Source organism: Ruegeria sp. BE10 (assembly GCF_056538905.1).
The window spans coordinates 240864-266294 of sequence record NZ_JBQFTX010000003.1; the positions used below are offsets into that span (position 1 = coordinate 240864).

The following is a 25431-nucleotide window of genomic DNA, read 5'->3' on the forward strand; positions in this document are numbered from 1 at the left end:
GATCGCTGGGAAGGGCCTGCTGGCCCTTCCTGTTTATTGTAACGACGCCTTCGGATTGTTAGGTCAGGCAAACGACACGCATTGGGAGCCCGACAATGGACAAGCAAACCGAAATCGAACTTCAGGCCGCCGCGTTCCGCCGGTTGCAAAAGCACCTGATGGAAGACCGCACGGACGTTCAGAACATCGACATGATGAATCTGGCCGGGTTCTGCCGCAATTGCCTGTCGCGCTGGTATCAGGAAGCGGCCAATGAAAAGGGCATCGAGATGGGCAAGGACGAAGCCCGTCAGATTTTCTACGGCATGACCATGGATGAGTGGAAGGCGAACTATCAGACCGACGCAAGCCCTGAAAAACAGGCCACCTTCAAGGTCGCGTTTGAAGAGAATGTTGGGAAAAAAGACTAATCCCCTAAAACGAAAAAGGCCCGCCAATCCGGCGGGCCTTTGCTTTAGATCGCTGCCTTGCGGCTTTCGTCCAGGTAAATCTCACGCAGCCGTTTGGCGATCGGGCCCGGCGTGCCATCCCCCAGCGTTACACCGTCAATTTCAACTACCGGCATGACAAAGGCACTGGCCGAGGTGGTAAAGGCTTCGTCCGCCTCTTTCGCTTCGTCGATGGTGAACAGGCGTTCTTCGACTTCCATCTGCGCCTCAGCCGCCATGCGCAGCACGGCCTTACGGGTGATCCCGTGCAGAATGTCGGTCGACAGCGGGCGGGTGACGATCTTGCCGTCTTTCACGTAGTAGGCGTTGTTGCTGGTGCCCTCGGTGACACAGCCGTCTTCGATCAGCCATGCATCGTCGCAGCCCGCTTTCTTGGCCATCATCTTACCCATCGACGGGTACAGCAGCTGAACGGTTTTGATATCGCGGCGACCCCAGCGGATATCCTCGATCGAGATGATCTTTGCACCTTTTTTTGCCGCTGGGCTGTCGGCCAGACCCGGCTTGTTCTGCGTGAACAGAACCAGACTGGGCTTGGTGTCCGCCGACGGGAACACGAAATCCCGGTCGCCATCCGATCCACGGCTGACCTGCAGGTACACAAGACCTTCTTCGATGCCGTTCAGCTCAACCAGCTTGCGGTGAATGTCCAGCAGCTCATCCTTGGTGCAGGGCTCGGCCATCTCCAACTCGTCCAGAGACCGCTTGAGGCGCACGGCATGGCCTTCAAAATCGATCAGCTTTCCATCCAGAACGCTGGTGACTTCGTAAACGGCATCCGCGAACAGGAAACCACGGTCAAAAATGGAAACCTTGGCTTCGGTTTCAGGCAGGTATTCGCCATTCACGTAAACGGTGCGGGTCATGTCATATCCTTTTCGTCTCAGGGCTTCGCCCGTTCCTTACTGAAAATGATCCACCGGATCATTTTCCGGGCGTTCGTCACCCCCAGAGCGCCGCCAAAGGCGGATGCACTCCGGCATCATCAAAATTCAGCGGGTTGTCGCGGTCTTCGGCCAACAGAAGCGGGCCGTCAAGGTCTGTTACCATCGCACCCTGCGCCAGCAGTGTCGCGGGCGCCATAGCCAGCGAACTGCCGACCATGCATCCGACCATAACTTTGTAACCCTCGGCCAGCGCCTGTTCACGCAGGGCCAGCGCCTCGGTCAAACCGCCAGTCTTGTCGAGCTTGATGTTTACTACGTCATACTTGCCCTTCATCGCGGGCAGGCTACTGCGGTCATGGCACGATTCATCGGCACACACCGGCACCGGGCGATCCATCCCGATCAGGGCGTCATCTTCCCCGGCTGGCAGAGGCTGTTCGACCAGCGCAACTCCCAGCCGCACCAGATGCGGTGCCAGATCGGCGTAGACTTCGGCCGACCAGCCCTCATTGGCGTCGACGATGATCTTGGCGTCAGGGGCACCTGCGCGTACGGCTTCCAGACGAGGCATGTCGTCTGGCGTACCCAGCTTAATCTTCAACAGCGGACGATACGCGTTCTCAGCCGCCTGTGCCTGCATCTTTTCCGGCGTGTCCAGCGACAAGGTGTAGGCGGTGATCTCTGGGCCGGGCGCGGGCAGACCGGCCAGTTCCCATGCACGTTTTCCGGCGCGCTTCGCCTCAAGATCCCACAGTGCACAGTCTACCGCATTGCGGGCGGCACCAGCGGGCAACAGATCCATCAACTGCGCTCGATCAAACGTCCGGGGCAAACTGGCAATTTCGGCCTCGACCGACTCCAGCGTCTCATTATACCGAGCGTAGGGCACACATTCGCCCCACCCCTGATGCCCGCCATCCGATACACGTACAGTCAGCACATTCGCTTCGGTCCTAGACCCGCGCGAGATAGTAAAGACCTGAGCCAACCGGAATACATCACGAGAGACGTCAATCTGCACGCGCCCACTCCTTTATTCATTCAAGATTTCCCCGCCAGAGAGTCCTCTGGCGGGGTCTATTGATCACAACGCGGCCAGCGCGTCGACCAGTTTGCCCGGACCAAAGCGGAACGGATCAGTGGCGGGTAGCCCCATATCGGCCTCGACCTTCGCCAGATAGGCGATGGCGTCCTTTTCGCTCATGTGCTGTGTGTTGACCGAGACACCCACGACCTGACAATCAGGGTTTGCAACCTTGGCAAGTGCCAGCGCGGTGTCGCGCAGGTTTTCAAGCGTCGGCAAAGTATAGGTCGGCAGACCGCGCATATGCTCACGGGTGGGTTCGTGGCTCAGGATCAGTGCGTCCGGCTGGCCGCCGTGGATTAGCGCCATGGTCACACCGGAGTAGGACACGTGGAACAGCGATCCCTGCCCTTCGATCAAGTCCCAGTGGTCGTCGTCATTGTCGGGTGTCAGCCATTCGACCGATCCGGCCATGAAGTCAGCGATCACGGCGTCCAGCGGCACACCGTCACCGGTGATCAGAATACCGGTCTGGCCGGTGGCACGGAAGGTGGATTTCATGCCACGCTTGCGCATTTCGGCATCCATCGCCATCGCCGTGTACATCTTGCCTACCGAGCAATCCGTGCCAACTGCCAGACACCGCTTGCCCTTGCGTTTGATGCCGTTTGCGATCGGGTACTCGACCTCGGGAACGCGCACATCATGCAGCTTGCGGCCCGTGGCCTCGGCAACGGCAACCAGATCGGGCTCGTCGCGCAGCAGGTTGTGCAGGCCAGACGCCAGATCAAAGCCTTCCTCCAGCGCCATCACCAGAACCTTTTTCCATTCCTGGCTGATCACGCCGCCACGGTTGGCCACACCGATGACCAGAGTCTTAGCGCCCGCCTCTTTTGCTTCGGTCAGGGTCATGTCCGTCAGGCCCAGATCGGCCTTGCAGCCGTCCATCCGATATTGGCCCACAGCGTTTTCCGGGCGCCAGTCTTTGATGCCAACTGCCACTTTGGCCGCCAATTGGTCGGGCGCATCGCCCAAAAACAGCAGGTACGGTGTCTCGATCATTGCGGTTCACTCCTTTGATTCCGGCGCAGCCTATGGGACGCGCCTGACGAGTGCTTTGCGTTTTCGCCTGACATAGTTGCCATTGGTGGGAAATTTTCGCGCGAATTCTTCATTTACTGAAATATTCTTTCAAGTTTTCACAGTGATTAAACTTTAATCACCAGTTTGATCGCTTTCCGTGGCAAATGCTGCGAACGCAATGCCGCACTTGCATAAAGACGCTTGCGCATAAGCACGCAATTTAATACCTCAATGAGCAGAAAAATTGTAATTTCATTTCTCGCACGAGGTCCAGATGAGCTTTCGCCTTCAACCCGCCGCCCCCGCCCGCCCCAACCGTTGCCAGCTGTTCGGGCCTGGATCGAACACCAAGCTGTTTCCGAAAATGGCCGCGTCAGCGGCAGACGTGATCAACCTTGATCTTGAGGACTCGGTGGCGCCGTCGGACAAGGACGCGGCTCGCGCCAATGTGATCGAGGCGCTGAACACCGTGGATTGGGGCAACAAGTACATGTCCGTGCGCATTAACGGACTGGACACACCCTATTGGTATCGCGACGTTGTGGATCTGCTGGAACAGGCTGGCGACCGTCTGGACCAGATCATGATCCCCAAGGTCGGCTGCGCCGAAGATGTCTATGCCGTGGACGCGCTGGTTACCGCCATCGAACGCGCCAAGGGCCGCACCAAGCCGGTATCCTTCGAAGTGATCATCGAATCTGCCGCAGGTATTGCCCATGTCGAGGAAATCGCTGCCTCGTCACCACGAATGCAGGCGATGAGCCTGGGTGCGGCGGATTTCGCGGCCTCGATGGGCATGCAGACCACCGGCATCGGCGGAACGCAGGAAAACTATTACATGCTGCGCGAAGGCGAAAAGCACTGGTCCGATCCTTGGCATTGGGCACAAGCGGCCATCGTCGCCGCTTGCCGAACCCATGGCGTGCTGCCGGTGGACGGGCCGTTTGGTGACTTCTCGGATGATGAGGGATACATCGCACAGGCCAAACGCTCAGCCACGCTGGGTATGGTCGGCAAATGGGCGATCCATCCCAAGCAGATCGCACTGGCCAACGAGGTTTTTACCCCCTCGGACGAGGCTGTTTCGGAAGCGCGCGAAATCCTGGCGGCAATGGAACAGGCCAAGGCCAATGGCGAAGGCGCGACCGTCTACAAAGGGCGTCTGGTCGATATCGCGTCGATCAAACAGGCCGAAGTGATTGTGGCGCAAGCGGAACTGATCGCCGCTGGCTAATGGCCAAAAAAAGGCGCCCTGCGGGGCGCCTTCTTGTTACCGCCCGAAGATGTCGTTGGGCACCCAGGTGAGCTTTTCGCCTTGTTTGCCCGACTTCATCATCAGGCAAGAGGATCCCAATTTTTGGAAATAGATGATCTTCAACGGATACCAGCCCGCCTGGGGCACTTCTACTTCGGTACGTTGATTGGCTTCACAGCCTTGAATACCGGTTACGCGGCCAATCTGTTGACCACCAACCGAAGCCTCAATCCCGTCATTTGACCACGTTTCCAACTCGTAAATCCCCGGCGAGTCGAACCGCATATACCCAGTAACTTCGGCAGCAACGTTGTAAGCGCCGTCGAATGTCATGACGTCCTCACCCTTGCTGGTGTCCCTGTAATCCAACCCCCGCAACGGTGTTCCGGGTTGCGCTTGTGACAGCAGGCTTTTCGCCTGGCTCAGATCTCGGATCTTCTTGTGTTGATTGCCTGTACCATAGTATTTCACATTCAACCCGGCCTGCGGGCTGGGTTGTGGGCTTGCAGGTTGCAGCTTAAGCGGCGCTGACGCTACCGCTCCGGCAATCAATGCCATAGCTGCGGCAAGCGCACCGGCTTTGATAAGTTTCATGATCGTCTCCCTGTGACGGCATAAGAGGGGTTTGCCCCCATTTTGGTTTTCCCATTGCTGTGACACTAGGATGTGAGGATTTTCCCCGCAAGACAGTTAAAATTCACAATTTCCCTGTCAGGCGCGCAAATCCTTGGGTGAATCCATCACCACGTAGGAGGTGATCGACGTCACATGCGGCAGGGTTCCCAGCACCTCTGTGTGAAAGGTTTTGTACTCGGCAAGATCAGCGCATTCCACGCGCAGCAAGTATTCGATGGTGCCGGTGATATTGTGGCATTCAATCACTTCGGGCGCATGCTGCACGGCCCGTTCAAAACCTTCCTGCGCGGCTTTGGTATGCTCTCCCAATCCAACGCCGATGTAACCCACGAACCCTACGCCCAGTTCTTTCGGGCTTAATACCGCGCGGTAGCCGGTGATCACGCCAGCGCGCTCAAGTTCTTGCACGCGACGCAAGCAGGCCGAGGGCGACAGGCCAACGCGGTCCGCCAGTTCCAAGTTGCTGATACGGCCGTCACCTGTCAGCGCGCGCAATATTTGTTGATTTATGTGATCAATCTTCGCCATTAATTGTGTAATTACCCCAAACACGCACAAAAACGCAATTTCATTTGCTGTTTTGTCAGTGATTATCCCCGCCATGACCTATGATATCCTTCTGGCCCTGATCGCCTTTGCTTTTGTCTCGTCCATCACGCCTGGGCCGAACAACCTGATGCTGATGGCCTCGGGGGCTAATTTCGGGTTTCGCCGAACCATCCCGCATATGTTGGGGATCGGGTTGGGGTTTACTGTCATGGTCCTGCTGGTCGGTGCCGGTTTGGTGCAGGTATTTGACCGATACCCGGTCAGCTACACGGTGCTGAAACTCGCCTCGGTCGTCTATCTACTGTATCTGGCGTGGAAGATCGCGCATGCGGCCCCGGCCAATGGCAAGATGGCCGAGGGTGATCCAATGACCTTTCTGCAAGCTGCCGCCTTTCAATGGGTCAATCCAAAGGCCTGGGCCATGGCCCTGACGGCTACTACGGCCTACACGCCAGATCACACGATGCAAGCCATCATCATCGTGGCGCTGATATTCGGAGCGGTGAACCTGCCGTCAGTCAGCACCTGGACGGTGCTGGGGCAGCAGATGGCGCGGATTCTGACGAACCCGCGCCGGTTGGTGGTGTTCAACTGGACCATGGCGGTGCTGCTGGTCGCCTCGCTTTACCCGGTCCTGTGGCCAAACTGACCTATTTCAGCGGTAGGCAAATTTCGGTCAGCAGCTCTTCGGGTGCGGTGTTGCGCGGATCGTTCAGGTAGATCTCGTAGCACGGCTGGTCCGCGGGTTCCTCGCCTGACTCAGGCAGCCAGTTTCCGAACAGCGTGTGATACGCCGCGTGCAAACCGGAGTATGGGCCCTTGTAGGTCAGAATAGCTGTTTTGCCGCCTGGAATCTGCACGTCTTCCATACCCTCTGGTGTGTCACCACCTTTGAATTCGGCGCCTGCATAGCTGCGCAGTTGGTCTTGTGACACATCATCGGGGCTGTCCAGATAGACTCCGATGACTGGACCAAGTTGAGACCATAGGTTGCGGGAATCACACAAGGCACCAAATGCCTCAAACTTATTGCCGATCTCTGCGTAATCCCCTTTATGAGCCAAGGCGATTACGCGGCGGGCGGGTTCTGTACGGGTTGTAACGGGATGCATTGGATATTCTCCGATTCTCAATTTGCGATTAAGCACCAGCCAACGCCCGGATTTTCTAAAGGCCGCCGGGCTGGCGCTGTAGGCCTGCGAAAAGGCCCGCACAAAGGAATTCAGATTAGGATAACCCACCGCCGACGCGATCTCTGCCACGGACCGGTCGGTTTGCACCAGCCAACACGCGGCACGGTGCAACCGGATCCGGCGGACAGCTTGCGCGCAGGTTTCGCCGGTAATCGCGCGAAACACACGATGCCAGTGAAACCGGGACATCGCAGCCACATCAGACAAGGCATCCAACGACAGATCCCCGGCGGGGTGATCGTGGATGTAAGTCAAGACGCGCAGAATGCGATCTTCGTAGCTGTTTGCCATCGGCAACCTTCCTTCTCTTTGCTTATCCGTGGTCGCATATTCCGCATCCACAAATCTTGCTGAGTTGCATCCCGCGCAACCTCAGGTCATATAGCAAAGAACTTCCGCGTTGAGAGGCGTCATGACCCAGTATCTGGATTTCGAAAAACCGCTGGCCGAGATTGAAGGCAAGGCCGAGGAATTGCGTGCGCTGGCCCGTGCCAACGAAGAAATGGACGTGGCCGAAGAAGCCGCTGCGCTGGACGCCAAGGCCGCAAAGCTTCTGGAAGAGCTTTATGGCGATCTGACCCCCTGGCGAAAATGCCAGGTGGCGCGCCATCCGGACCGCCCGCATTGCAAGGACTATGTCGAGGCGCTGTTTACCGAGTTCACCCCGCTGGCGGGCGATCGCAACTTTGCCGACGATCTGGCAGTTATCGGTGGTCTGGCCCGATTCAACGATCAGCCGGTGATGGTGATTGGTCATGAAAAGGGTTCGGACACCAAATCGCGGATCGAACGGAATTTCGGCATGGCCCGCCCCGAAGGGTATCGCAAGGCCGTGCGCCTGATGGAAATGGCCGGTCGCTTTGGCCTGCCCGTTATCACTCTGATCGACACGGCAGGCGCCTATCCCGGCAAGGGGGCCGAGGAACGCGGTCAGTCCGAGGCCATTGCCCGGTCGACCGAGATGTGCCTGAAGATCGGCGTGCCGCTGGTGTCGGTGATCATCGGCGAAGGCGGGTCCGGCGGGGCTGTGGCCTTTGCCACCGCGAACCGCGTCGCGATGCTGGAACATTCGGTATATTCGGTGATCTCGCCGGAAGGCTGCGCTTCGATCCTGTGGAAAGATGCCGAAAAGATGCGCGAGGCCGCCGAGGCGCTGCGCCTGACCGCGCAGGACCTGCACAAGCTGGGCGTCTGCGATCTTATCATTCAGGAACCCAAAGGCGGTGCCCATCGCGACCGTCCTGCCACCGTCGAATCCGTTCGGGATGCTATCACCCTGATGCTGAAAGAACTGGACGGCAAAGACGCGGCGGCCCTGATTCAAGACCGCCGGCAGAAATTCCTCGATATCGGCTCGAAAGGGCTGGCGGCGTAAACCGTCAGCCCCCCAAGCTGCGCAGCAACGCAACCGAGGGTTCCCCAGTGACCGGCATGCCACTGGCGCGTTGATAGGCGCTGATGGCGGATTTGGTGTTGTTGCCGATCACCCCGTCCGCGCCCTGAGTATCATAGCCGGCCGATGTCAGTCGGCGCTGGAGCTCCTTGCGATCTTCCAGCGTCAAACCCGTTGCGTCTGGCCCGAATGAGGCCTGAAACGGCGCACCGCCTGCAATCCGGTCAGACAAATGTCCGACGCCAATCGCGTAGCTGTCCGAGTTGTTATAGCGCTTGATGACCTGAAAATTGCGGAACACCGCAATGCGGGGGCCGGGTGTCTGCGGCTGCAAAACTGTAACCGGCGTGCCGGATACAGTGCCAGCCTCACCGCCCCAGGGCTGCCCGCGTACCCAGCCCGCGCGCGCCAGATAGGCCGCGGTCGAGGCCAGCGAATCCGTGGGATCCTCGGACCAGATATCCCGCCGTCCGTCGCCGGTGAAATCCACCGCATAGGCCAGATAGGATGTCGGAATGAACTGCGTGTGTCCCATTGCTCCGGCCCAGCTGCCGGTCATGTTGGCGGGGCTTGTGTCGCCCTCTTGAATGATCCACAAAGCTGCGATCAGTTGCTTTTCAAAGAACGCACCGCGCCGCCCGTCATAAGCCAAAGTCGACACTGCGGACACCACCGGCACATCCCCGCGCCGCGCGCCGTAGCGGCTTTCCAAGCCCCAGACGGCCACGATTACTTCTTTGTCGACGCCATATTTCGCCTCGATCTGCGACAGGGTGCCTGCATGGCGCACCAGCATCTGCTTGCCGGTTGCGATCCGCTCATCTGAGGCCGCGATGGCCAAATAGTCCTCGAGTGAACGTTTGAATTCGACCTGATTGCGGTCCCGCTCGATCACATCGGGCAGGTACCCCGCCCCCTGAAAAGCCAGGTTTAGGGTTGTCTGCGATATCCCCTGCGACGCCGCGCGGCCCTTGAAACCGGCAACCCACGCATCCCACCCGGCGTTGGGCACAGGCCGCATCCGGGATGCCGGGGTGCTGGTGGGGGTGCCTGTGGAACAGGCCGACAACAGGGCTGACCCGAGCCCCAAAGAAAATATCCGTCGATTGATCATAACTGAAAACTGCTCTTGTTGTGATTTGGTCCAGACTAGCCCAGACCCAATCCCCAAACCAGAACGACGACGTCAATCAGATGCAAAATTCGGGCTTCGGCAACAAGCCGCTCAGCTGACCAGCAACCTCAGTCCCTGGGTCACGTCCGAGCGGACGGCCAAACGCAATCCAGGCTCGTCACCGGCCTGCAATGCCGCGATGATCAGTTTGTGGTTATGCGGCGGGTCGGTCCGCCGCAGTCGGCCGTACAGCGCACGCATGGTGGGACCAAGTTGCAGCCAGACGGTTTCCGCAATCGCGAGCATCGCCGGGGCCTGCGCCCGCAGATACAGAGTGCGGTGAAATTCTAGGTTTGAGCGAATATAGCCAACGGCATCACGTTTGGTGACCATCTCGGCCACGTTCATGTTGATGCTTTGCAGCCGGTCAATCAGCGCCATATGTGCACGCGGCAGGGCGCGGCTGGCAAGTTCAACCTCAAGCAGCGCACGAAGCGCAGCCAACTCTTCGATCCGGTCATTAGTCAGCTCAGGCGTCGAAACTCGGCCCGATGTGGATAGAAACAGCGCTCCCTCGGCTGCCAAGCGGCGCACGGCCTCGCGCGCGGGGGTCATCGAGACGCCAAACTCCTTACCGATCCCGCGAAGGGTCAGCGCCTGCCCCGGCGCCATTTCACCGTGCATAATGCGTGCGCGAAGAACACGATAGACCCGATCATGGGTGGCAGTATGGGATTCAGTGGGGCGTGCGGACAACATACCCCCATGTGATCACAAATGAACCCGGGGTCAACTTGCCTTGGTATCAAATCTGTATTGATGCAGTTGCGCCCCGTTGTCGCGCAGCCAACGCCGCTGATCGCGATAGTCGCCGAAAATCTGCTCGACCTGCGCCCAAAAATCGGCCGAATGGTTCATCTCTACCAGATGCGCCACCTCATGCGCGGCGACATAATGCAGGATCTCAGGCGGCGCTAGGATCAACCGCCAGGAAAACATCAGACCGCCAGCGGAACTGCACGACCCCCAACGCGACCGTGTATCGCGCATGGTCAGGCTGGAATAGGACCGTCCCAGCATCGCCGCGTAATCATCGCAGGCGCCGGTCAGGCGATCACGCGCCAATTCCTTGAGAAATCGCGCCAGACGCCGTGCCTCGGCACCCTCGGGTACTGCAACCTCATCGCCCTGTAACAGAACGCGCCGCCCGCTGGCAGGCACGATTCGCCGCTCTGTGCCTTCGATCGGGATGGTTTGCCCGAACTGAACCACCGCAGGGTCAGGACGGTCCAGCAGGTGCTGACGTATCCACTCTTCTTTGGTGCGCGCAAAACTCAAGGCTTCGGCTTCTGGCACGCCTTGTGGATAGGTCAGCGTAACCCGGCCATCCAATTGGGAAATCCGCAAACTGATCCGCCGCGCTCGCGCCGATTTGCGCAACGTCAGTGGCACCGGTGGCGTCCCGGGCAGTGCGTGATCTCCCATATACCTGTTTCTCCTGCGCAAAGGCTTTGACAGTGCCCGCTGCATGTGGCACGTGACCTGAATCGTTGATACGACTCACCTGATATCAAGGGGATTTCACATGCCCAAGGAAGAATGGGGCGTAAAGCGCGTTTGCCCGACAACCGGTAAGCGGTTTTATGACCTGAACAAGGACCCGATCGTCAGCCCCTATACCGGCGAGATCGTGGAGCTTGAGACCGGCAAAAGCCGGATGATCGCCGCAGATGCGGAAGATGCCGCCTCGGCCAAAGCGCGTGAGAACGCGTCGGATGAAGATATCGTTCTGGATGATGACGACAATGTCGACGTCGAACTGGACGACGATCTTCTGGACGATGATGACGACGACAACGATAACGTCTCGTTGGACGATATCACCGACATGTCGTCGGAAGACGAAAACTAAAACCGGTCAGAGGCGGCCCCGCGTCGCCTCATGCCCACCCCGGACGCGGGTCGGAAACTTTTTGGCAAATTCCATTTTTGGTCTTGCGCTCGCCGTCGCCGTCTCATAAACGTCCGCCCACTGCTTCGGCAGTACCTTGATGGGGCCTTAGCTCAGTTGGGAGAGCGCTTGCATGGCATGCAAGAGGTCAGGGGTTCGACTCCCCTAGGCTCCACCAAATCTCAAAAAATGGTACGAGCACCAGAGTTTTTCCTTTTTGGCAGCAGCATTTTCCTTTGGGACCGAAGCGGCCTTAAATATTCCATGCAGCAAATGGCCGGAATGAGCCCGGAGCTGCCCTTAGTCTCATCTGCGCCTTTCGCACATGCGGTAGGTCAAAAACCGCGCATTCCGGACGTTCCCCGGCGTTTCACAGACGGCAGGGCTGCGGACAAAACGGCCTTTCGCAGCCGCGGCTATTGCTCAAGCAGAAGGTCTTCGCTCCTGCGGCACGCCTATCCTTGCGATGCAACACAGCTCTCCGAAACAGTCATTCACGAAGGCCAATTTTGCCGAACTTCAAACTGCCTTTTTCGCTGCGACCAAAACCGATCATTGAGGAGCGGACGAGGTGAGCATGCACTGCGGTTTCTCGAAGGGCTGGTTCGAGAATAACCACAAGACACAATAGGCGAAGAAGTTAGATCCAATGACACGCATTACTAATTTAATATTTCAGGCCCTAATCATAGCCATCTTGTTCAGTGTCATATCGTGCATCTTATAGCCTGGCTGGTGGTGGCATGCGAATGGATTTCAGTGAATTCGAACGCCTGTTAAAACTGGCGTAGGCGCAATGTGGCGGCGACATTTACAGGTAAGACAACTGAAGAAAGGCAGTAGTTAAGCCACGGGATGGATCATTTGTCCAAGAATGTTACCACGGTTTCCCTTAAAGCGTCCCAATCGGTGAACTCCCGAGCACCGTCCCTTGGATCGATCTTTTGATCCTTTAAGACAACATGCTGAACGATCTCTTCTTCAAAATACCCATAGTTGTCAGGCTGCACAGCACCCGCGACCAAAGCCGTTAGGTCAGGTTCAAAATGCGTACGCATCAGCATTTCGGTAAGATAGTCCCAGGCGTCTTCCTGGCCTCTTGCAAAAGCCGCCTTTAGGCTGACCGAAAGCACTAGCGACTTCCGGGACGCAAGCGCGTCTCTATGCGTTTCAACAAACGCTTCGAATAGCTTGGGGTGCCGGCGTTCATGGACAGGAGCCGCAAGAATGACCCTGTCCACACCTGTCAGGGACACGTGTCGTATCTGGTCTCCGGTGTTGATCAGTATTGTATCGTAGCCGGCTTTTCTTGTGACATCGTTGACAAAGCGAGCAATCTTGGCAGTCTGACCTTCAATGGTGCCGTAGGCAATCAGTACTGTCATTTCGATCCTCCCGTAAATCGATCCGAAAAGCGCACCAACTATGCCGAAACCTTTCGCTTCAGCCCTTGATCTCAATCAAAAGTGACTGTCTTGCCAAGTTATTTGGACGCGAGTGCGGCGTCGTTTGGTTGGCTCATGCGGTTCTGGAAAGCGAGACGGCTATCGCCAACCAAAATCCAGTTCGTATGGTCATTGCTCCGACGGTTCGCCATTCAAACGGCGTTCCAATAAGAGCCACAACTACAAGAACAGCGAACACCAATAGTGTAGATAATCCAATCACCCAGGCAATTCGATGAGCCCAGATTAAGGACTTATTGAGCGCGAATGCGCCCAGCAGATAGACGAACCCAGCCAGAAAATTGAACCAAAGCACGAGTGGAACTGCATCTCCAACTGCTGCTTTAGCGGCGGCACCCCCAAACAGGGCCGTTCCGCCGGAGAATATTGTCAGGAGACCGAAGAATGCCGCGGCTATTGCAGCTGGGCGAATCCAAGGCGGAGAGGGCTGCATAGTCGTTATCCTCAGGAATTAGATTGAATTTCGTGTCTTAGGAAAGCTGCCAACCTCGCCAAAGGGACTGAAAAGCACGTCCATAATAGCAATACTTCTCGCCATTACTCTTGATCTTTATCATTGGGCCCAAATTGACACCCTTTGAACAAAGCAGTGCCTGCAGGAGGCTTTTTGCAGTAAAATACGCTGTCGCCCCTTTGGCGAGACTAGCTTGCAGCTCCAACGGTCATTAAATTTGTTCGGTTACCGTGAACCTTCTGGAAACGAACGGACGACAACGCTCGAATTTGCAGCGAAAAGTGTTGATTTGAGTCAATGCTAGTTGCTGCAAGTTCACCCATACTGACCCCTCACAAAGGAGGGTGTGCGACATGTTCAAAATAATTGTGGTTGGCTTGGATGGATCAGAGGCGTCAGAAGCAGCTCTACGCGTTGCCTGTGATATCTCAAGCAAATATGGCTCCCAAATTCACCTTGTCCATACACCTCAGCCGCAAACCGTGGCTTTCGCAATGGGCGCTGTTGCTGGCTATCACGCCGTCACGACAATGCCTTCAGACGAAGAGGTTCAGCAGGCAGCAGACAAGATCATTTCCGCGGGTAAAGAGATTGCCAAAGAATACAATCAGACAGTTTCGCAAACACATACCCAACGCGGTGATCCGGTCGACGAGATCATCGCATGCGCCGAGCAATGCAAAGCTGACCTAATTGTGACGGGCCGCCGCGGATTGGGAAGCATTGGTAGCCTGATTCAAGGGAGCACCTCTCAAGGCATCAGTCGGAATGCCACTTGTGCGGTTTTGACCGTTGCCTAAATTTCAAACTTGGTCCCAATCGGCACAAAAACGATGACGATCAATAAGCTTTGCATTGAAATCTCGTGGCAGAATTAAGTTTCGATGGCTACCCCGTGACGCTGAACTCCCGGCCGTGAAAACGGAGTCTGACATCCACTGCTTCATGACGGTGACACGAAAACGGATGCTGAAACCGAGGTCATGGGTGCCTGTGGCGATGACCGGCGACCAAACTGTGTTAGACGAAACGACCCGAACTGTGGTGGAATAGATAAACTTCCCCTTTTTATTTGTGCTTTGGTTCAAGGTCAGAAGATAGGCTGCACAATCCCTGATACGTAGATCCGTGGTAACTTTGGAGCCCGACATGAACACCCCGTCCCTGTTCGACGCTCATAAACCCTCTGAAATTGCGGCGTTAGTTGAGACTGCTGGGGTCACAAAGGCAAAGTTGCCAATGGCACCCATGTTCGTTCTTGCGATGCTGGCCGGGGCATTCATAGGGTTTGGCGCAGCGGCCTATACGATGGCGGTTACTGGCGCAGACAGCGCTGCGGGGCCGATCCGCGTTCTGGGTGGCGCGGTGTTTTCCCTGGGCCTTATCCTGGTGATCGCAGGTGGTGCAGAATTATTCACCGGCAATGTTTTGATGGTGATCGCAGCGGTCGACCGCAAGATACCACTGCGACTGCTGTTTCGAAGCTGGGGCATCGTCTACGCCGGAAACTTCGTGGGCGCCCTCGGGCTTGCATTGGCCTTCTCTCTGACCGGCCTGCTCGAGGGGCCGATGGGTAATACCGCCGTGGTGATAGCCGATGCCAAAGCGGGGTTGGATCCGATGGAGGCCTTCGCCCGTGGCGCACTGTGCAACGGGTTGGTATGCCTTGCTGTTTGGCTGTCCTTTGCCGCCCGCAGCGTCGCCGGCAAGGTTCTGGCCGTTTTGTGGCCCGTCACTGCTTTTGTGTTGCTGGGACTCGAGCATTCGATTGCGAACATGTTTTTCTTCCCGCAGGGTTGGGCAGCGGGGGCAACTGTGCCGGTTTTCTCAGCGGCGACCAATCTATTGTGGGTTACTCTGGGCAATATTGTCGGCGGGGCGGGAGGAGTCGCCTTGGCCTACTGGTTTGCTTACCTTGGCGCTACTAAAGGGTAAGACCCACTTCTTCGATCACTGCGCCCGCCAGAACAAAACGATCGGTTTAAGTTGGTTTTGAAGGCGTTGTCTAATTGTGCAGCCCAAAACAAGCTTTTCCTGCACTCAATAGTCTAGATGCCAGGAGCATGGTTGTCTTCGTGGTCGATATCGGTTGTCGCATGATGGTGCAACACAAGGGGAAGCGGCACAGGCTTGCCTAAGTCCGCTGATCGGGATGCGAGCCAGTTGATCAGTCAGATATGAGAGTTGGATGCGGAGGTGACTCACCGACCACGAGGCAAGGAGATGGCGCATTGGCTGATGACGGTGCCGGGAATTGGGCCGTTCTTTACCACTGCACTAATTGCCCTCTCGTTCCCGAACTGGATTCTTCGCCAACATCTAAATTCATTGATCCTCGTCAAGATTGGAAAAGGCAAGATGTGATACAGTTGATGCCTAAAATGAGGGCTATCATGGAAGAATTAGTCGATATTGGAAGAACATTTGTTCAGGCGATGCGTGATCGCAGGGGCCTTACAAATGTTGATGAAATGTATGCCGAGAACGCTCAATCCATAGAAGCGGTTGTGCCTCCGGTTCGACAGTTTCGCATCACCAAAGGCCGTGATGCTATCAAAGGGAAAAGAGAGGATTGGCTGGCAGCTCATGAAATCATCGAATTTGACGTCGATGGCCCCTATGTTCATCCCCCAAACCGCTTCAGTGTGCGATATAAGGCTGTAGTAAAGCAGAAGGAAACTGGGCAACGTATCACTTTGAGTGAGATTGCAGTTTATTCAGTAGCAGACGGAAAGATTGTACTGGAAGAGTTCTTCATGTTGCCGAAGTAGCAGCGGCAACCCGCAATACTGACGCAGTGTTGATTTCATCCGCACGCTGGAAGTGTGACTTGTAAGTGCTTTGACACGATGGATGGACAATTGGGCATTTGTTTCGACCGCGTGATGCTTGCCCATGCGCAACAATTCCGTCAGTTCGGCGCAACCGAAATCTAAAGTCACGCCGTTAAATCCGCATTGAGCCATTGATGCGGGTTAACAATCAGACTGCTGCGCCGGTTTTCTACCCGAGTTTGGCCTGAACAACCCTCTAAAGGGCTCTGTTTGATCCAAAACAAAGCGTTTTGCGGGGTTTGAGATAACGTCACCTAGTAGCTTTAACCGCGGTACGCCAGATCATGAAAAAGAATGTGCGCGCAATACTGATCGTCGTAATGCTCCTTCTCGCAGGTGCGGCGTTGTACCTATTCGTTTCAGAAGACAGCAGTGAATTGCCAGTTGGATTTGTACAGGGCAATGGACGGATAGAGGCCGAACAAGTGGAAATTGCCCCCACCTTCGCAGGGCGGGTTGCACAGGTTTTGGCGGCAGAAGGCAACTTGGTTGTTGTAGGTGAACTGTTGGTCGAGATGGACACCGATGAACTGTCTGCAGCGCTTGATCGCGCCAAAGCCGAAGTAGCATTGGCGCGTCAAGCCAAGGCCGAAGCCGAGGCTGTTGTTGTCCAACGAGAAAGCCAACAGCGTCGCGCGGCGCAGGAACTGGAACGGGCAAAGGCACTGTTGGCCGGTCAAAACATTTCGATGACAGTCTTTGAAGATCGCGAAACCGCATTTCAGGTTGCCGACGCCGTTCTGGGTGCCGCCAAGGCCCGGGTTGCAACCTCGGACAGCCAGATCGCGGCTGCCGAAGCCGAAGTGCGCCGGATCGTCGCCCAGATCGAGGATGCTTCGCTTGTTGCCCCTATGCCGGGGCGCATTCTTTACAGACTGGCTGAGCCCGGTGAAGTTGTTGGCGCGGGTGAGCCGATCCTTACGCTTCTCAGCTTAGAGAACGTCTATATGGACGTGTACCTGCCCGCACGCGAAGCGGGGTTGCTGCCCATCGGGGCTGAGGCGCGCATCGTACTTGATGCCTTGCCGGATTTTGCCGTTCCTGCAACCGTCACTTTTGTATCTCCCGAAGCCCAGTTCACTCCAAAGCAGGTAGAGACATTGAGCGAGCGTGAACAGTTGGTCTTTCGCGTTCGGGTTCGCATTCCTGAGGATCTGATCACAGAACGGATCGAACATGTGAAAACCGGCCTTCGCGGTATCGCTGTGATCAGGCTTACTTCTGACAGTGTATGGCCGGAATATCTGGAAAGGCGGATTCCACCCGAATTGTTCGAATGAATTCCCAGGCGGGCACATCTGATTTCTGCGTCAGTGGTGTCACGCATAAGTATCGCCAGCGGAAAGCACTCGATAACCTGTCGCTTAACCTGCCGGTAGGTCAGCTTATTGGGCTGATCGGGCCTGACGGGGTTGGCAAATCAACGCTTTTGGGATTGATCACCGGCGCGAAGAAGCTTCAATCCGGCACGATCAAGGTTCTCGGTGGATCGATCGACGACCGTGCCCATCGTCACAAAATCTGCCCAGCGATCGCATTTATGCCGCAGGGGTTGGGCCGGAACCTCTATGCAGAATTGTCGGTGCGCGAGAACCTTGAGTTCTTTTCGCGTCTCTTCGGACAGGGGCAACAGGAGCGTGACATCCGGATCGCAGCATTGCTGTCGGCAACCGGGCTTGCGCCATTCTCTGATCGTCTGATGGGAAAACTCTCGGGCGGCATGAAGCAGAAGCTTGGGCTGTGTTGTGCACTGATCCATGATCCTAAGCTTTTGGTTCTGGATGAGCCGACCACCGGCATCGACCCACTGTCGCGGCGTCAATTCTGGGCGCTGATCGACGCGGTCCGAGAGGCTACTCCCGACCTCTCCATACTGGTTTCGACAGCCTATATGGAAGAAGCCGAACAATTCGACTTTATCGTCGCGATGGATGCCGGGCGCGTGCTTTTCCATGGTTCTCCGGCAGAATTGAAGGGGGAAGCCAGCGATCTTGAAACGTCCTACCGGCGGTTGCAGGCGCACGGAGATCCCCTGATCGCACCAAGGAAAGCGCCCACACATCACAGTGAGGCAGACCCAGTGATCACGGCACGCGGATTGACGCGGCGCTTTGGCGATTTCACGGCAGTCAATAACGTCGAATTCTCGATCAACCGTGGTGAGATTTTCGGCTTCCTCGGGTCGAACGGCTGCGGCAAGTCGACCACCATGAAAATGCTGACAGGTCTTCTGCCCGCAAGTGACGGTGAGGCGCTGTTGTTCGGAAGACCGGTTGATGCACGCGACCTGAGGATGCGTCGCGAGATTGGCTACATGAGTCAGGCATTCTCGCTTTATGGCGAGTTGACCGTTCGGCAGAACCTCCAGCTACATGCCCGCATCTTTGCGATCACGGACCGCGATAGGCGTATCGATGAACTGGCGGAACGCTTTGGCCTGATTGCACATATGGACATGTTGGCCACGGCGCTGCCACTTGGCATCAAGCAACGTCTTTCCCTGGCCGTCGCTGTGATCCACCGACCTCGCGTGCTGATCCTGGATGAGCCAACCTCGGGAGTGGACCCTGAGGCGCGCGACTCGTTTTGGGCGTTGCTGATTGAGCTTTCGAGAGATGAAGAAGTGACGATTTTCGTCTCGACCCATTTCATGGCCGAAGCAGAGCGCTGTGATCGGGTGTCGTTCATGCACGCGGGCCGTGTTCTGGCTGAGGGAACACCGGATGAGTTGATCGCCGGGGCACAGGTAGACAGTCTGGAAGAAGCATTTGTCACGGTATTGAAGGCAGCTGACCCTCCGGCACCGGTGAAAGCTCCTGAGGCATCGGTTCATGCCCTTGATGACAGCGCTGGCGGGGGTATCAGGCGCACACTGGCATACACGAAGCGTGAAACCATCGAGATTTTGCGCGACCGCGTGCGTTTGGCGTTTGCGTTCCTGGGCTCAGTGATCCTGATGCTGGTCTTTTGCTATGGGATTACGCTGGACATCGAAGAACTGGATTTCGCGGTACTGGATTTGTCACAGGGGCCAGAAAGCCGCGCCTACATTGCAGAGATTTCAGGATCGCGCTACTTCAACCCAACGCAGCCACTGACGAGTATCGATGAGGGCCATGAACGGCTGGCCCGAGGAGATGCCTCGCTGGTTGTCGAACTCCCACCTGACTTTGGGCGCAAGATCCGCTCTGTTGAAGCAACGGACGTGCTTGCAATTGTGGACGGCGCAATTCCGTTCAAAGGCGAGACTGTAGAAGGCTATGTGGCGGGGCTCCACAATACCTTTTTGGCGGCAATGGCCCGCCAAAACGGTGTGCATCCGGTCGAGATCGCCCGTATCGAGCCACGCTTCAGGTACAATCAGAGTTTCGAGAGTATTGCCGCAATGGCCCCAGCCATGCCTGCGATCCTTTTGATAATGTTACCGGCAGTTCTGATGGCGGTCAGCGTCGCACGTGAAAAAGAGTTGGGAACAATCACCAATTTCTATGCAACGCCAACGACGCGGCTTGAGTTTCTGGTTGGCAAGCAAATCCCTTATATCGCAATCGCGTTCGCCAATTTCCTGCTCTTGGCTGGAATGACGGTCTTTGTTTTTGATGTACCGCTCAAAGGCAACCCGGTTCCTCTGGCAATCGGCGCGTTGCTGTATGTCTGGGCTACAACATCCTATGGGCTACTCATTGCGACCATGACCTCAAGCCAGGTGGCCGCTACCTTCGCCACCGCGATCGCCTCGGTCGTACCGACCATTCAGTTCTCGGGCCTGCTGCAGCCGGTTTCAACTCTTGAAGGCGGTGCGCAGACAATCGGATCACTCTGGCCGTCATCCTATTTCCTGCACCTGAATGTCGGTGCCTTCACCAAAGGACTGGGCTGGGATGCGCTTGCCCCCGATCTTCTCGCCCTAGCCTGTTTCGGACCAGTGCTGACGTTGATCGCTGCCCTTTTACTTCGAGCGCAGGAGAAATGAATGCAACGGTTGTCCTGCATCTTCTGGCTTGGCTTGAAAGAAATGATGAGCCTTCGGCGTGATTGGGTGATGATGGCGCTGCTGGTCTGGTCATTCACGCTGGCACCCGTGATGGAGGCGACGGGGGTTTCGAACTCGGTCAACAATGCCTCCATTGCATTTGCCGATGAGGATGGCTCGCCCCTTTCACGGTCTCTTGCCACGGCATTCTTCCCTCCGGAGTTTCAACCCGTTGTCCAGATCGCACCAGGTACCGGAGCCGAAAAGATGGATGCCGGGCATTTCCTGTTTGTGGTCGCGGTGCCACCAGGGTTCGAGAAAGATGTTCGCGCCGGGCGCACGCCGGAAATTCAGGTTCTGATTGATGCGACGGCGATGGAACAGGCCGGGATTGGCGCAAACTATATCGTCAATATCCTCAGCGCCGAGATCCGTCGCTTTGCCATTGGTGCGGACCTGGCTGAGTCATTGCCCGTCGATATCATCATGCGCAGTGCGTTCAATCCCAACCGTGATACTGTTCGTTTTGCCGGAATCGTGGCGCTCATCGGCCAGATCATGTGGCTGACTACGATCCTCACCGGTGCGGCGATGATCCGCGAGCGTGAACATGGCACAATCGAACATCTGCTTGCGATGCCGCTTACCCCGTTTGACATTGCGATGGCCAAGATTTGGGCAAACGCAGCGGTGGTTCTTGTCGCGGCCGCCTTATCGCTGACCTTTGTTATGCAAGGTTTCCTGGGGATCAACATCGCGGGGTCGAAGGTGTTGTTTCTTTTTGGCACCGCCCTGTTTCTCTTCACAGCAACCGCACTTGGGGTATTTCTTGCAACGATTGCACGCTCAATGGCGCAATTTGCACTTTTGGTAATGCTGACAGTCCTTCCGATGCTGATGCTGTCGGGAGGTGAGACACCGATCGAGGGGCAGCCCGACTGGCTTCAGGTCGGAACATCGATCCTTCCGTCCCGCCATTACATGTCCGCCAGCCAATCCATCATCTTCAAGGGGGCGAGGTTTGAGACGGTCTGGCCAGAGTTCTTATGGATGGCGTTACTCGGCGCAATCCTTCTGGCGTCCAGCCTGATGCTTTTCAGACGTTCGGTGGCGCAATAGAGTCAGATCAGTTTACCCCTTGGCCTGGACGTATGACCGGTAATGCGCCTTGTTTCATTCGGAATGCCGATACGGCCGGGATGTCCTTTTGGCGCGTTATCGAGGACGCTTGCTTGCGCAAGATCAAGGTAATTAGACGAGTTTTTTGCCATAATGCAGCCTCCCCCCAATCGCACCGAAGGAGGAGGATCAGAAAATGCTTGAAGACAAAAAACCACAACTGTTTGCTGGAACACATCCGCTCTCTGATAATTTTCGACGCGAAATGGAATCCATGATGTCGCGCTTTTTCGGGGGCGCAGCGCCATTCCTGCCGCTGGAAACAGCCGCGCAACGCACGGGCTTCCCGTCGTTGGACATGACAGGTGCGATTTCGCCGGCGATTGACATCCACGAAACGGATACAGCGATCGTTCTCACGGCTGAATTGCCGGGTCTCGAAGAAGACGACGTCGAAGTCGAAATCAAAGGCCGCAGATTGACGCTGCGGGGCCAGAAGAATGTTACGCATGATGACACAGGCGATCTGCGCATTAGCGAGAGAAGCTATGGCAGTTTCACTCGGACAATGACGCTGCCTGATGCAGTCGATATCGAGGAGATTTCCGCTGCGTTCGACAAAGGCGTCCTGCACGTCACGATGCCGAAAACAGAACCTCAGGATCCCAGCCGGAAGATTAAGGTCTCATCGAAATAGGAGCAATAGAGGCGCACGCGCAACCATCATGGTCCGGGCAGCATGCGCGGACCCTTGGTGTTCTTAAAAAGAGCACATTATTGCCCACCATAGCGGTTTCACTGCTGCGCATGATAATGTGCCAATAGGGTTAGAGAACAGAGATGGACGATGCGGACGCCGGACAAAAGCGATGTGGAAAGTGAAACGGGCGATGTCCGTGCATTTCTGGAGAGCTTGACGGGGCCGTCCCGCGGAACCGTTACCTGGCTTGTCGGCAACGCTTTGGCTGCTTCGGTGGGTCCTGATCGTATCCTGAAATTCAGGCGGAAAGAGGATTTGCCCCCGCATGACGAAGACGTGGCAACCATTCAGTGGTCGCAAGGCGGTTACGCGCTAAACGCTTTGCCTGGCCGGGATATCTGGGTCAATGGTCAAAAAACTGCTTCGGCAGTTCTTGGGCATGGCGACATGATTGAGTTCGGTGCAGAGGGGCCCATGTCGCGTTACAGGGTGTGTGACCACTCATTCCCTGCACATCACACGGTCGAAGACATAATAAGTGACGCTTATGTGTATGCGCGCTCCAGCCGACGACCCTTCGCCAGAAAAATGTCCGGTGCGCTGCGCGAAGGCGGGCGTCGGCTGACATCACAAACCACGGTTTTGTTCAGGGTTACCGTTATCGGTGTGCTTCTTCTGATCTTTGCCTTTGGCTATTTGCTTTTTCAGAACGATCGGAAGCTGGCGGACAGCCTTAAACAGGAGGCTCTCAAGATCGAGGCGGTTGCTGTCATGCTTACGCAGACGCGAGAAGATGCACTGACGGCGGATGATCTGGTCGCGCTCAGAGAAGCGTTTGACAACCAGGTGATTTCCACCGAGCAGCGCCTTGGCACTTTGGAAGAACGCGCTGGTGCTTCGAGGCGAGTTATCACAGCCTCGACGCGATCTATTGCCTTCATCCAGGGTGCTTACGGATTGCGACAGACCGAAAGCGGCAAATTGCTGCGGCATGTGCTTGGCCCGGACGGGGAGAAACTAAAAACTCCATTCGGAAAACCATGGATTGAGCCAGATGCGGAAGGCGCGCCGGCAGAATTTCAGTTCACCGGAACCGGGTTTCTATTGCAGGACACCTCTCTTTTGGTGACCAACCGTCATGTCGCCTTGCCCTGGACGACCGGGGATCGCGCGCAGGCCCTGAAGGCAGCAGGGCTTGAAGCCGAGATACTTAGCCTGCTGGCTTATCTTCCAGAACAATCCAAGCCAATGGAAGCGGTGTTGCTTAGGGCAAGCAAAACGGCCGATCTGGCGCTTCTGTCCGTTGATGCGAACCGTGTTCAAGGGCTTGGACTTTCACTGGCACCTCACCCGACGCGAGCAGGTGAAGAAGTTTTCTTGCTTGGATTTCCGACTGGCCTTAAGGCCTTGATTGTGCAGGCTGGGCCGGATTTTCTGAAAACGCTTGAGAGAGACGGAGCCGTCGATTTCTGGACTATTGCAAAACACCTTTCAGAGCAGAACAAGATCAGGCCTCTGGCCAGCCGGGGGATCGTCGCCCAGACCAGTCCCGGTGCAGTCGTTTATGATGCTGAAACCACAACCGGCGGAAGCGGCGGACCTGCCCTTAACCGAAACGGCGAGGTGGTTGCTATCAATGCCGCGATCTTACCCGAATTTGGCGGCTCGAATATTGGCGTTCCGGTGTCACACCTCAAGATACTTCTCGATGAAAGCGATTGATCCGCATATTCAATCGCGCGTCTGATAAGGCGAGTTTTGCACCAGAAAAACCACAGCCAGTGGGATGATGACAGAGATCAAGCCCACGGTAATCAGCAAGTTCCCCAAGTGGCTATAGTCAGCGACGGAGGCAACGGTACCCGTTCTGGGATCGGTAACCGCGCGGGTAACGGTAAAGATCTGATTCAGGTATTTTGTACCGAGACTGCTTGCTGACAATGCCATGTTGGTGAACGACGCCATGACCGCAAAAAAGGTAGCCTTCAGATGTGTTGGGGCGTTGCGCGCGATCCAAGCCAACATTGGGACCATCGCGATTTGACCCAGCGGTGACTCAACGGCTGTGTCAAGAATGGCGATAAACCTTGCATCCACGACCCCACCTGTGCGCGCGGCCGTCCATTCATGCACCCCGTAGTACAAGGCAAGGTTTGGCAGGGACAGCACTCCGGCGGCAATCGTGAGTAACACTACAACCTGCGCAATCGAACGACTTGCCATAAACGGCCTGAGGATAATCAGGCCAAGCAGAGCAAGTAGTGAGGTCAGAAGCGCTAGAATGGCCAGGAACTGTTCGTCAAACCCAAGCTCGTCGATCTCGAACCAGGTCAGGCCCGGTCCTGGCAAGGGAACTGCTCGAAAAACGAAAATGATAGTTGCTGTTCCGATCAGAACTTTGGCCTGTTTCGACTCCAGCTCTCTCAGCAAACGCGACATGAGGTAGAGAATGACCGTGAGCGACACCGCAAAAACGGTCTCTTGCGCGAAGGCAAAATTTGCGGTTCCCAACACTATGCTGAGAACAACAAACGCAAGTCCGCCCAGCAGTATCGGCCACCTGACTTCGGTGGTTTGATCTGGTCTGTGCAGAAGGTGTCCTCGACGAACGAGGCGACGCTGTATCAGAGCGTGAAGAACCACTCCACTGACAGACAACAGTGGGATAGCCAGGGCAATGAGATAGACCCGACCGTAGAGAACCAAACGATCGGCTTGCTCCAGATTTTCCGCCCCCGAAAAAATCCAGATGTTAATCGCGGCGACCCCTGCAAACCCGGATATGATCGCAATCCTGCCGAGGGTCTGCATGGTGGTGTGCCGGGCACGAACTTCGTCCTGAATAAACGCGCGTCCGTCTCGGTCCGATTGCGGCACTGCTTCGACTGTCATGGCGTCAGCAACGACATCCTGAATGGCATAACCTGAAGGAGCCAACATCAAGGCAACGACGTACCAATCCTCAAGTGGCATAATGCCGGCCATTTGGTCAGGCGCAGCCACAAGCCTGTACATGATGAGCAATGACGCCGTGATAAAGGATGCGCCAACGGCAATCAGTAGGGATTTCCAGCGCCAGAACAGGTCAACCAGATGACCCAGCGGCATTTTTAGAATCCATGGCAACCCGGCCCAGAATGCCAATCCCGCAACAAAAGCGGCGGATAGATTCAGATAGTCCTTAAGAAAAAACGCACCGACGACGGATGTTAGCCCCGAAACCCCGGCCGCAAAGTAAACCATCAATGGTGGCAGGTAAGACCATTGCAATTGCGCGATCAGATCGACGAAAGTCCGGTGCCACCAGCCTGAAAACCGCCTTCCAAATGTTGATCGGTCAATGTTCATGCG

25 protein-coding genes and 1 tRNA gene are annotated in these 25431 nt (G+C 56.2%); 14 read left to right on the top strand and 12 right to left on the bottom strand.

From position 1 onward, the window contains the following. The first annotated feature begins 95 nt into the window (after nt 1-95). Nucleotides 96-410, top strand: a complete 315-nt coding sequence (locus ACR0M2_RS09400; RefSeq protein WP_480704763.1) for a DUF1244 domain-containing protein — start codon at nt 96-98, stop codon at nt 408-410. 44 nt (nt 411-454) lie between these two features. Here the strand turns inward: ACR0M2_RS09400 and ACR0M2_RS09405 are convergent, their stop codons facing one another. The 3 genes from ACR0M2_RS09405 to dgcN form a co-directional block, all read right to left on the bottom strand. Continuing rightward, the gene (locus ACR0M2_RS09405) at nt 455-1315 is read right to left on the bottom strand and encodes a D-amino-acid transaminase (RefSeq protein WP_480704764.1); all 861 of its coding nucleotides are present in this window, start codon (nt 1313-1315) and stop codon (nt 455-457) included. 76 nt (nt 1316-1391) lie between these two features. After that, the gene (dgcA, locus tag ACR0M2_RS09410) at nt 1392-2357 is read right to left on the bottom strand and encodes an N-acetyl-D-Glu racemase DgcA (protein ID WP_480704766.1); all 966 of its coding nucleotides are present in this window, start codon (nt 2355-2357) and stop codon (nt 1392-1394) included. Nucleotides 2358-2420: 63 nt separating this feature from the next. Further along, nucleotides 2421-3422 carry an N-acetyltransferase DgcN gene (gene dgcN, locus ACR0M2_RS09415; protein WP_480704768.1) on the bottom strand — a complete coding sequence of 334 codons (1002 nt, stop codon included), beginning with the start codon at nt 3420-3422 and terminating at the stop codon, nt 2421-2423. 295 nt (nt 3423-3717) lie between these two features. Here dgcN and ACR0M2_RS09420 point away from each other — a divergent pair, with 295 nt between their 5' ends. Next, on the top strand, nt 3718-4677 hold the full coding sequence (locus tag ACR0M2_RS09420; protein ID WP_170359907.1) for an L-malyl-CoA/beta-methylmalyl-CoA lyase: 960 nt from the start codon (nt 3718-3720) through the stop codon (nt 4675-4677). Nucleotides 4678-4713: 36 nt separating this feature from the next. Here the strand turns inward: ACR0M2_RS09420 and ACR0M2_RS09425 are convergent, their stop codons facing one another. Further along, nucleotides 4714-5292: a PA14 domain-containing protein gene (locus tag ACR0M2_RS09425; RefSeq protein WP_170350286.1), complete on the bottom strand. Its 579-nt coding sequence runs from the start codon at nt 5290-5292 to the stop codon at nt 4714-4716. 117 nt (nt 5293-5409) lie between these two features. Beyond that, nucleotides 5410-5862: an Lrp/AsnC family transcriptional regulator gene (locus ACR0M2_RS09430; RefSeq protein WP_170350285.1), complete on the bottom strand. Its 453-nt coding sequence runs from the start codon at nt 5860-5862 to the stop codon at nt 5410-5412. A 73-nt stretch (nt 5863-5935) separates the two neighbouring features. On the opposite strand from ACR0M2_RS09430, the gene ACR0M2_RS09435 reads away from it, so the two are divergent. After that, the gene (locus ACR0M2_RS09435) at nt 5936-6532 is read left to right on the top strand and encodes a LysE family translocator (protein ID WP_425081523.1); all 597 of its coding nucleotides are present in this window, start codon (nt 5936-5938) and stop codon (nt 6530-6532) included. A gap of 1 nt (nt 6533) precedes the next feature. On the opposite strand, the gene ACR0M2_RS09440 is transcribed toward ACR0M2_RS09435, so the two are convergent. Further along, nucleotides 6534-7367, bottom strand: coding sequence for an AraC family transcriptional regulator (locus ACR0M2_RS09440; protein WP_480704770.1), 834 nt, complete (start codon nt 7365-7367; stop codon nt 6534-6536). 121 nt (nt 7368-7488) lie between these two features. Between ACR0M2_RS09440 and ACR0M2_RS09445 the strand changes: the two genes are divergently transcribed. After that, nucleotides 7489-8451: an acetyl-CoA carboxylase carboxyltransferase subunit alpha gene (locus ACR0M2_RS09445; protein WP_170350282.1), complete on the top strand. Its 963-nt coding sequence runs from the start codon at nt 7489-7491 to the stop codon at nt 8449-8451. A 4-nt stretch (nt 8452-8455) separates the two neighbouring features. Here the strand turns inward: ACR0M2_RS09445 and ACR0M2_RS09450 are convergent, their stop codons facing one another. From ACR0M2_RS09450 to ACR0M2_RS09460, 3 genes are all read right to left on the bottom strand, one after another. Continuing rightward, entirely contained in the window at nt 8456-9583 is a 1128-nt protein-coding gene (locus ACR0M2_RS09450) for a lytic murein transglycosylase (RefSeq protein WP_170550738.1), read from the bottom strand. A 111-nt stretch (nt 9584-9694) separates the two neighbouring features. Beyond that, the gene (locus ACR0M2_RS09455; RefSeq protein WP_170350280.1) at nt 9695-10342 is read right to left on the bottom strand and encodes a GntR family transcriptional regulator; all 648 of its coding nucleotides are present in this window, start codon (nt 10340-10342) and stop codon (nt 9695-9697) included. A 30-nt stretch (nt 10343-10372) separates the two neighbouring features. Continuing rightward, entirely contained in the window at nt 10373-11068 is a 696-nt protein-coding gene (locus ACR0M2_RS09460) for a M48 family metallopeptidase (protein ID WP_170550735.1), read from the bottom strand. Between the two features lie 100 nt (nt 11069-11168). Between ACR0M2_RS09460 and ACR0M2_RS09465 the strand changes: the two genes are divergently transcribed. Both ACR0M2_RS09465 and ACR0M2_RS09470 read left to right on the top strand, forming a co-directional pair. After that, nucleotides 11169-11495 carry a TIGR02300 family protein gene (locus tag ACR0M2_RS09465; RefSeq protein WP_170350278.1) on the top strand — a complete coding sequence of 109 codons (327 nt, stop codon included), beginning with the start codon at nt 11169-11171 and terminating at the stop codon, nt 11493-11495. A 141-nt stretch (nt 11496-11636) separates the two neighbouring features. Further along, a tRNA-Ala gene (locus ACR0M2_RS09470) sits at nt 11637-11712 on the top strand. A 682-nt stretch (nt 11713-12394) separates the two neighbouring features. Here the strand turns inward: ACR0M2_RS09470 and ACR0M2_RS09475 are convergent. Beyond that, nucleotides 12395-12919: a flavodoxin domain-containing protein gene (locus ACR0M2_RS09475; protein WP_480704772.1), complete on the bottom strand. Its 525-nt coding sequence runs from the start codon at nt 12917-12919 to the stop codon at nt 12395-12397. Nucleotides 12920-13052: 133 nt separating this feature from the next. Beyond that, the gene (locus ACR0M2_RS09480; RefSeq protein ID WP_480704774.1) at nt 13053-13433 is read right to left on the bottom strand and encodes a hypothetical protein; all 381 of its coding nucleotides are present in this window, start codon (nt 13431-13433) and stop codon (nt 13053-13055) included. Between the two features lie 374 nt (nt 13434-13807). Here ACR0M2_RS09480 and ACR0M2_RS09485 point away from each other — a divergent pair, with 374 nt between their 5' ends. The 8 genes from ACR0M2_RS09485 to ACR0M2_RS09520 all read left to right on the top strand — a co-directional run bounded on the left by ACR0M2_RS09485 (nt 13808) and on the right by ACR0M2_RS09520 (nt 23802). Continuing rightward, a complete protein-coding gene (locus ACR0M2_RS09485) occupies nt 13808-14254 on the top strand; it encodes a universal stress protein (protein WP_058283451.1) in 447 nt (148 codons plus the stop codon). Nucleotides 14255-14603: 349 nt separating this feature from the next. Next, complete coding sequence (locus tag ACR0M2_RS09490; protein ID WP_480704776.1) at nt 14604-15389, top strand: formate/nitrite transporter family protein; 786 nt, start codon at nt 14604-14606, stop codon at nt 15387-15389. A gap of 296 nt (nt 15390-15685) precedes the next feature. Next, nucleotides 15686-16225: a SnoaL-like domain-containing protein gene (locus ACR0M2_RS09495; RefSeq protein ID WP_480704778.1), complete on the top strand. Its 540-nt coding sequence runs from the start codon at nt 15686-15688 to the stop codon at nt 16223-16225. A gap of 347 nt (nt 16226-16572) precedes the next feature. Beyond that, nucleotides 16573-17568 (top strand): HlyD family secretion protein, encoded by a 996-nt coding sequence (locus ACR0M2_RS09500; protein WP_480704779.1) that lies wholly within the window; start codon nt 16573-16575, stop codon nt 17566-17568. After that, complete coding sequence (rbbA, locus tag ACR0M2_RS09505) at nt 17565-20261, top strand: ribosome-associated ATPase/putative transporter RbbA (RefSeq protein ID WP_480704781.1); 2697 nt, start codon at nt 17565-17567, stop codon at nt 20259-20261. Before ACR0M2_RS09500 ends, rbbA begins: the two co-directional genes overlap by 4 nt. Then, the gene (locus tag ACR0M2_RS09510) at nt 20262-21380 is read left to right on the top strand and encodes an ABC transporter permease (protein ID WP_170397480.1); all 1119 of its coding nucleotides are present in this window, start codon (nt 20262-20264) and stop codon (nt 21378-21380) included. A gap of 196 nt (nt 21381-21576) precedes the next feature. Continuing rightward, nucleotides 21577-22077, top strand: a complete 501-nt coding sequence (locus ACR0M2_RS09515; protein ID WP_480704783.1) for an Hsp20/alpha crystallin family protein — start codon at nt 21577-21579, stop codon at nt 22075-22077. Between the two features lie 150 nt (nt 22078-22227). Continuing rightward, on the top strand, nt 22228-23802 hold the full coding sequence (locus tag ACR0M2_RS09520; protein WP_480704785.1) for a trypsin-like peptidase domain-containing protein: 1575 nt from the start codon (nt 22228-22230) through the stop codon (nt 23800-23802). Between the two features lie 9 nt (nt 23803-23811). Here ACR0M2_RS09520 and ACR0M2_RS09525 read toward each other — a convergent pair whose 3' ends face one another. Then, nucleotides 23812-25428 (bottom strand): MFS transporter, encoded by a 1617-nt coding sequence (locus ACR0M2_RS09525; protein ID WP_480704787.1) that lies wholly within the window; start codon nt 25426-25428, stop codon nt 23812-23814. Nucleotides 25429-25431 lie beyond the last annotated feature (3 nt).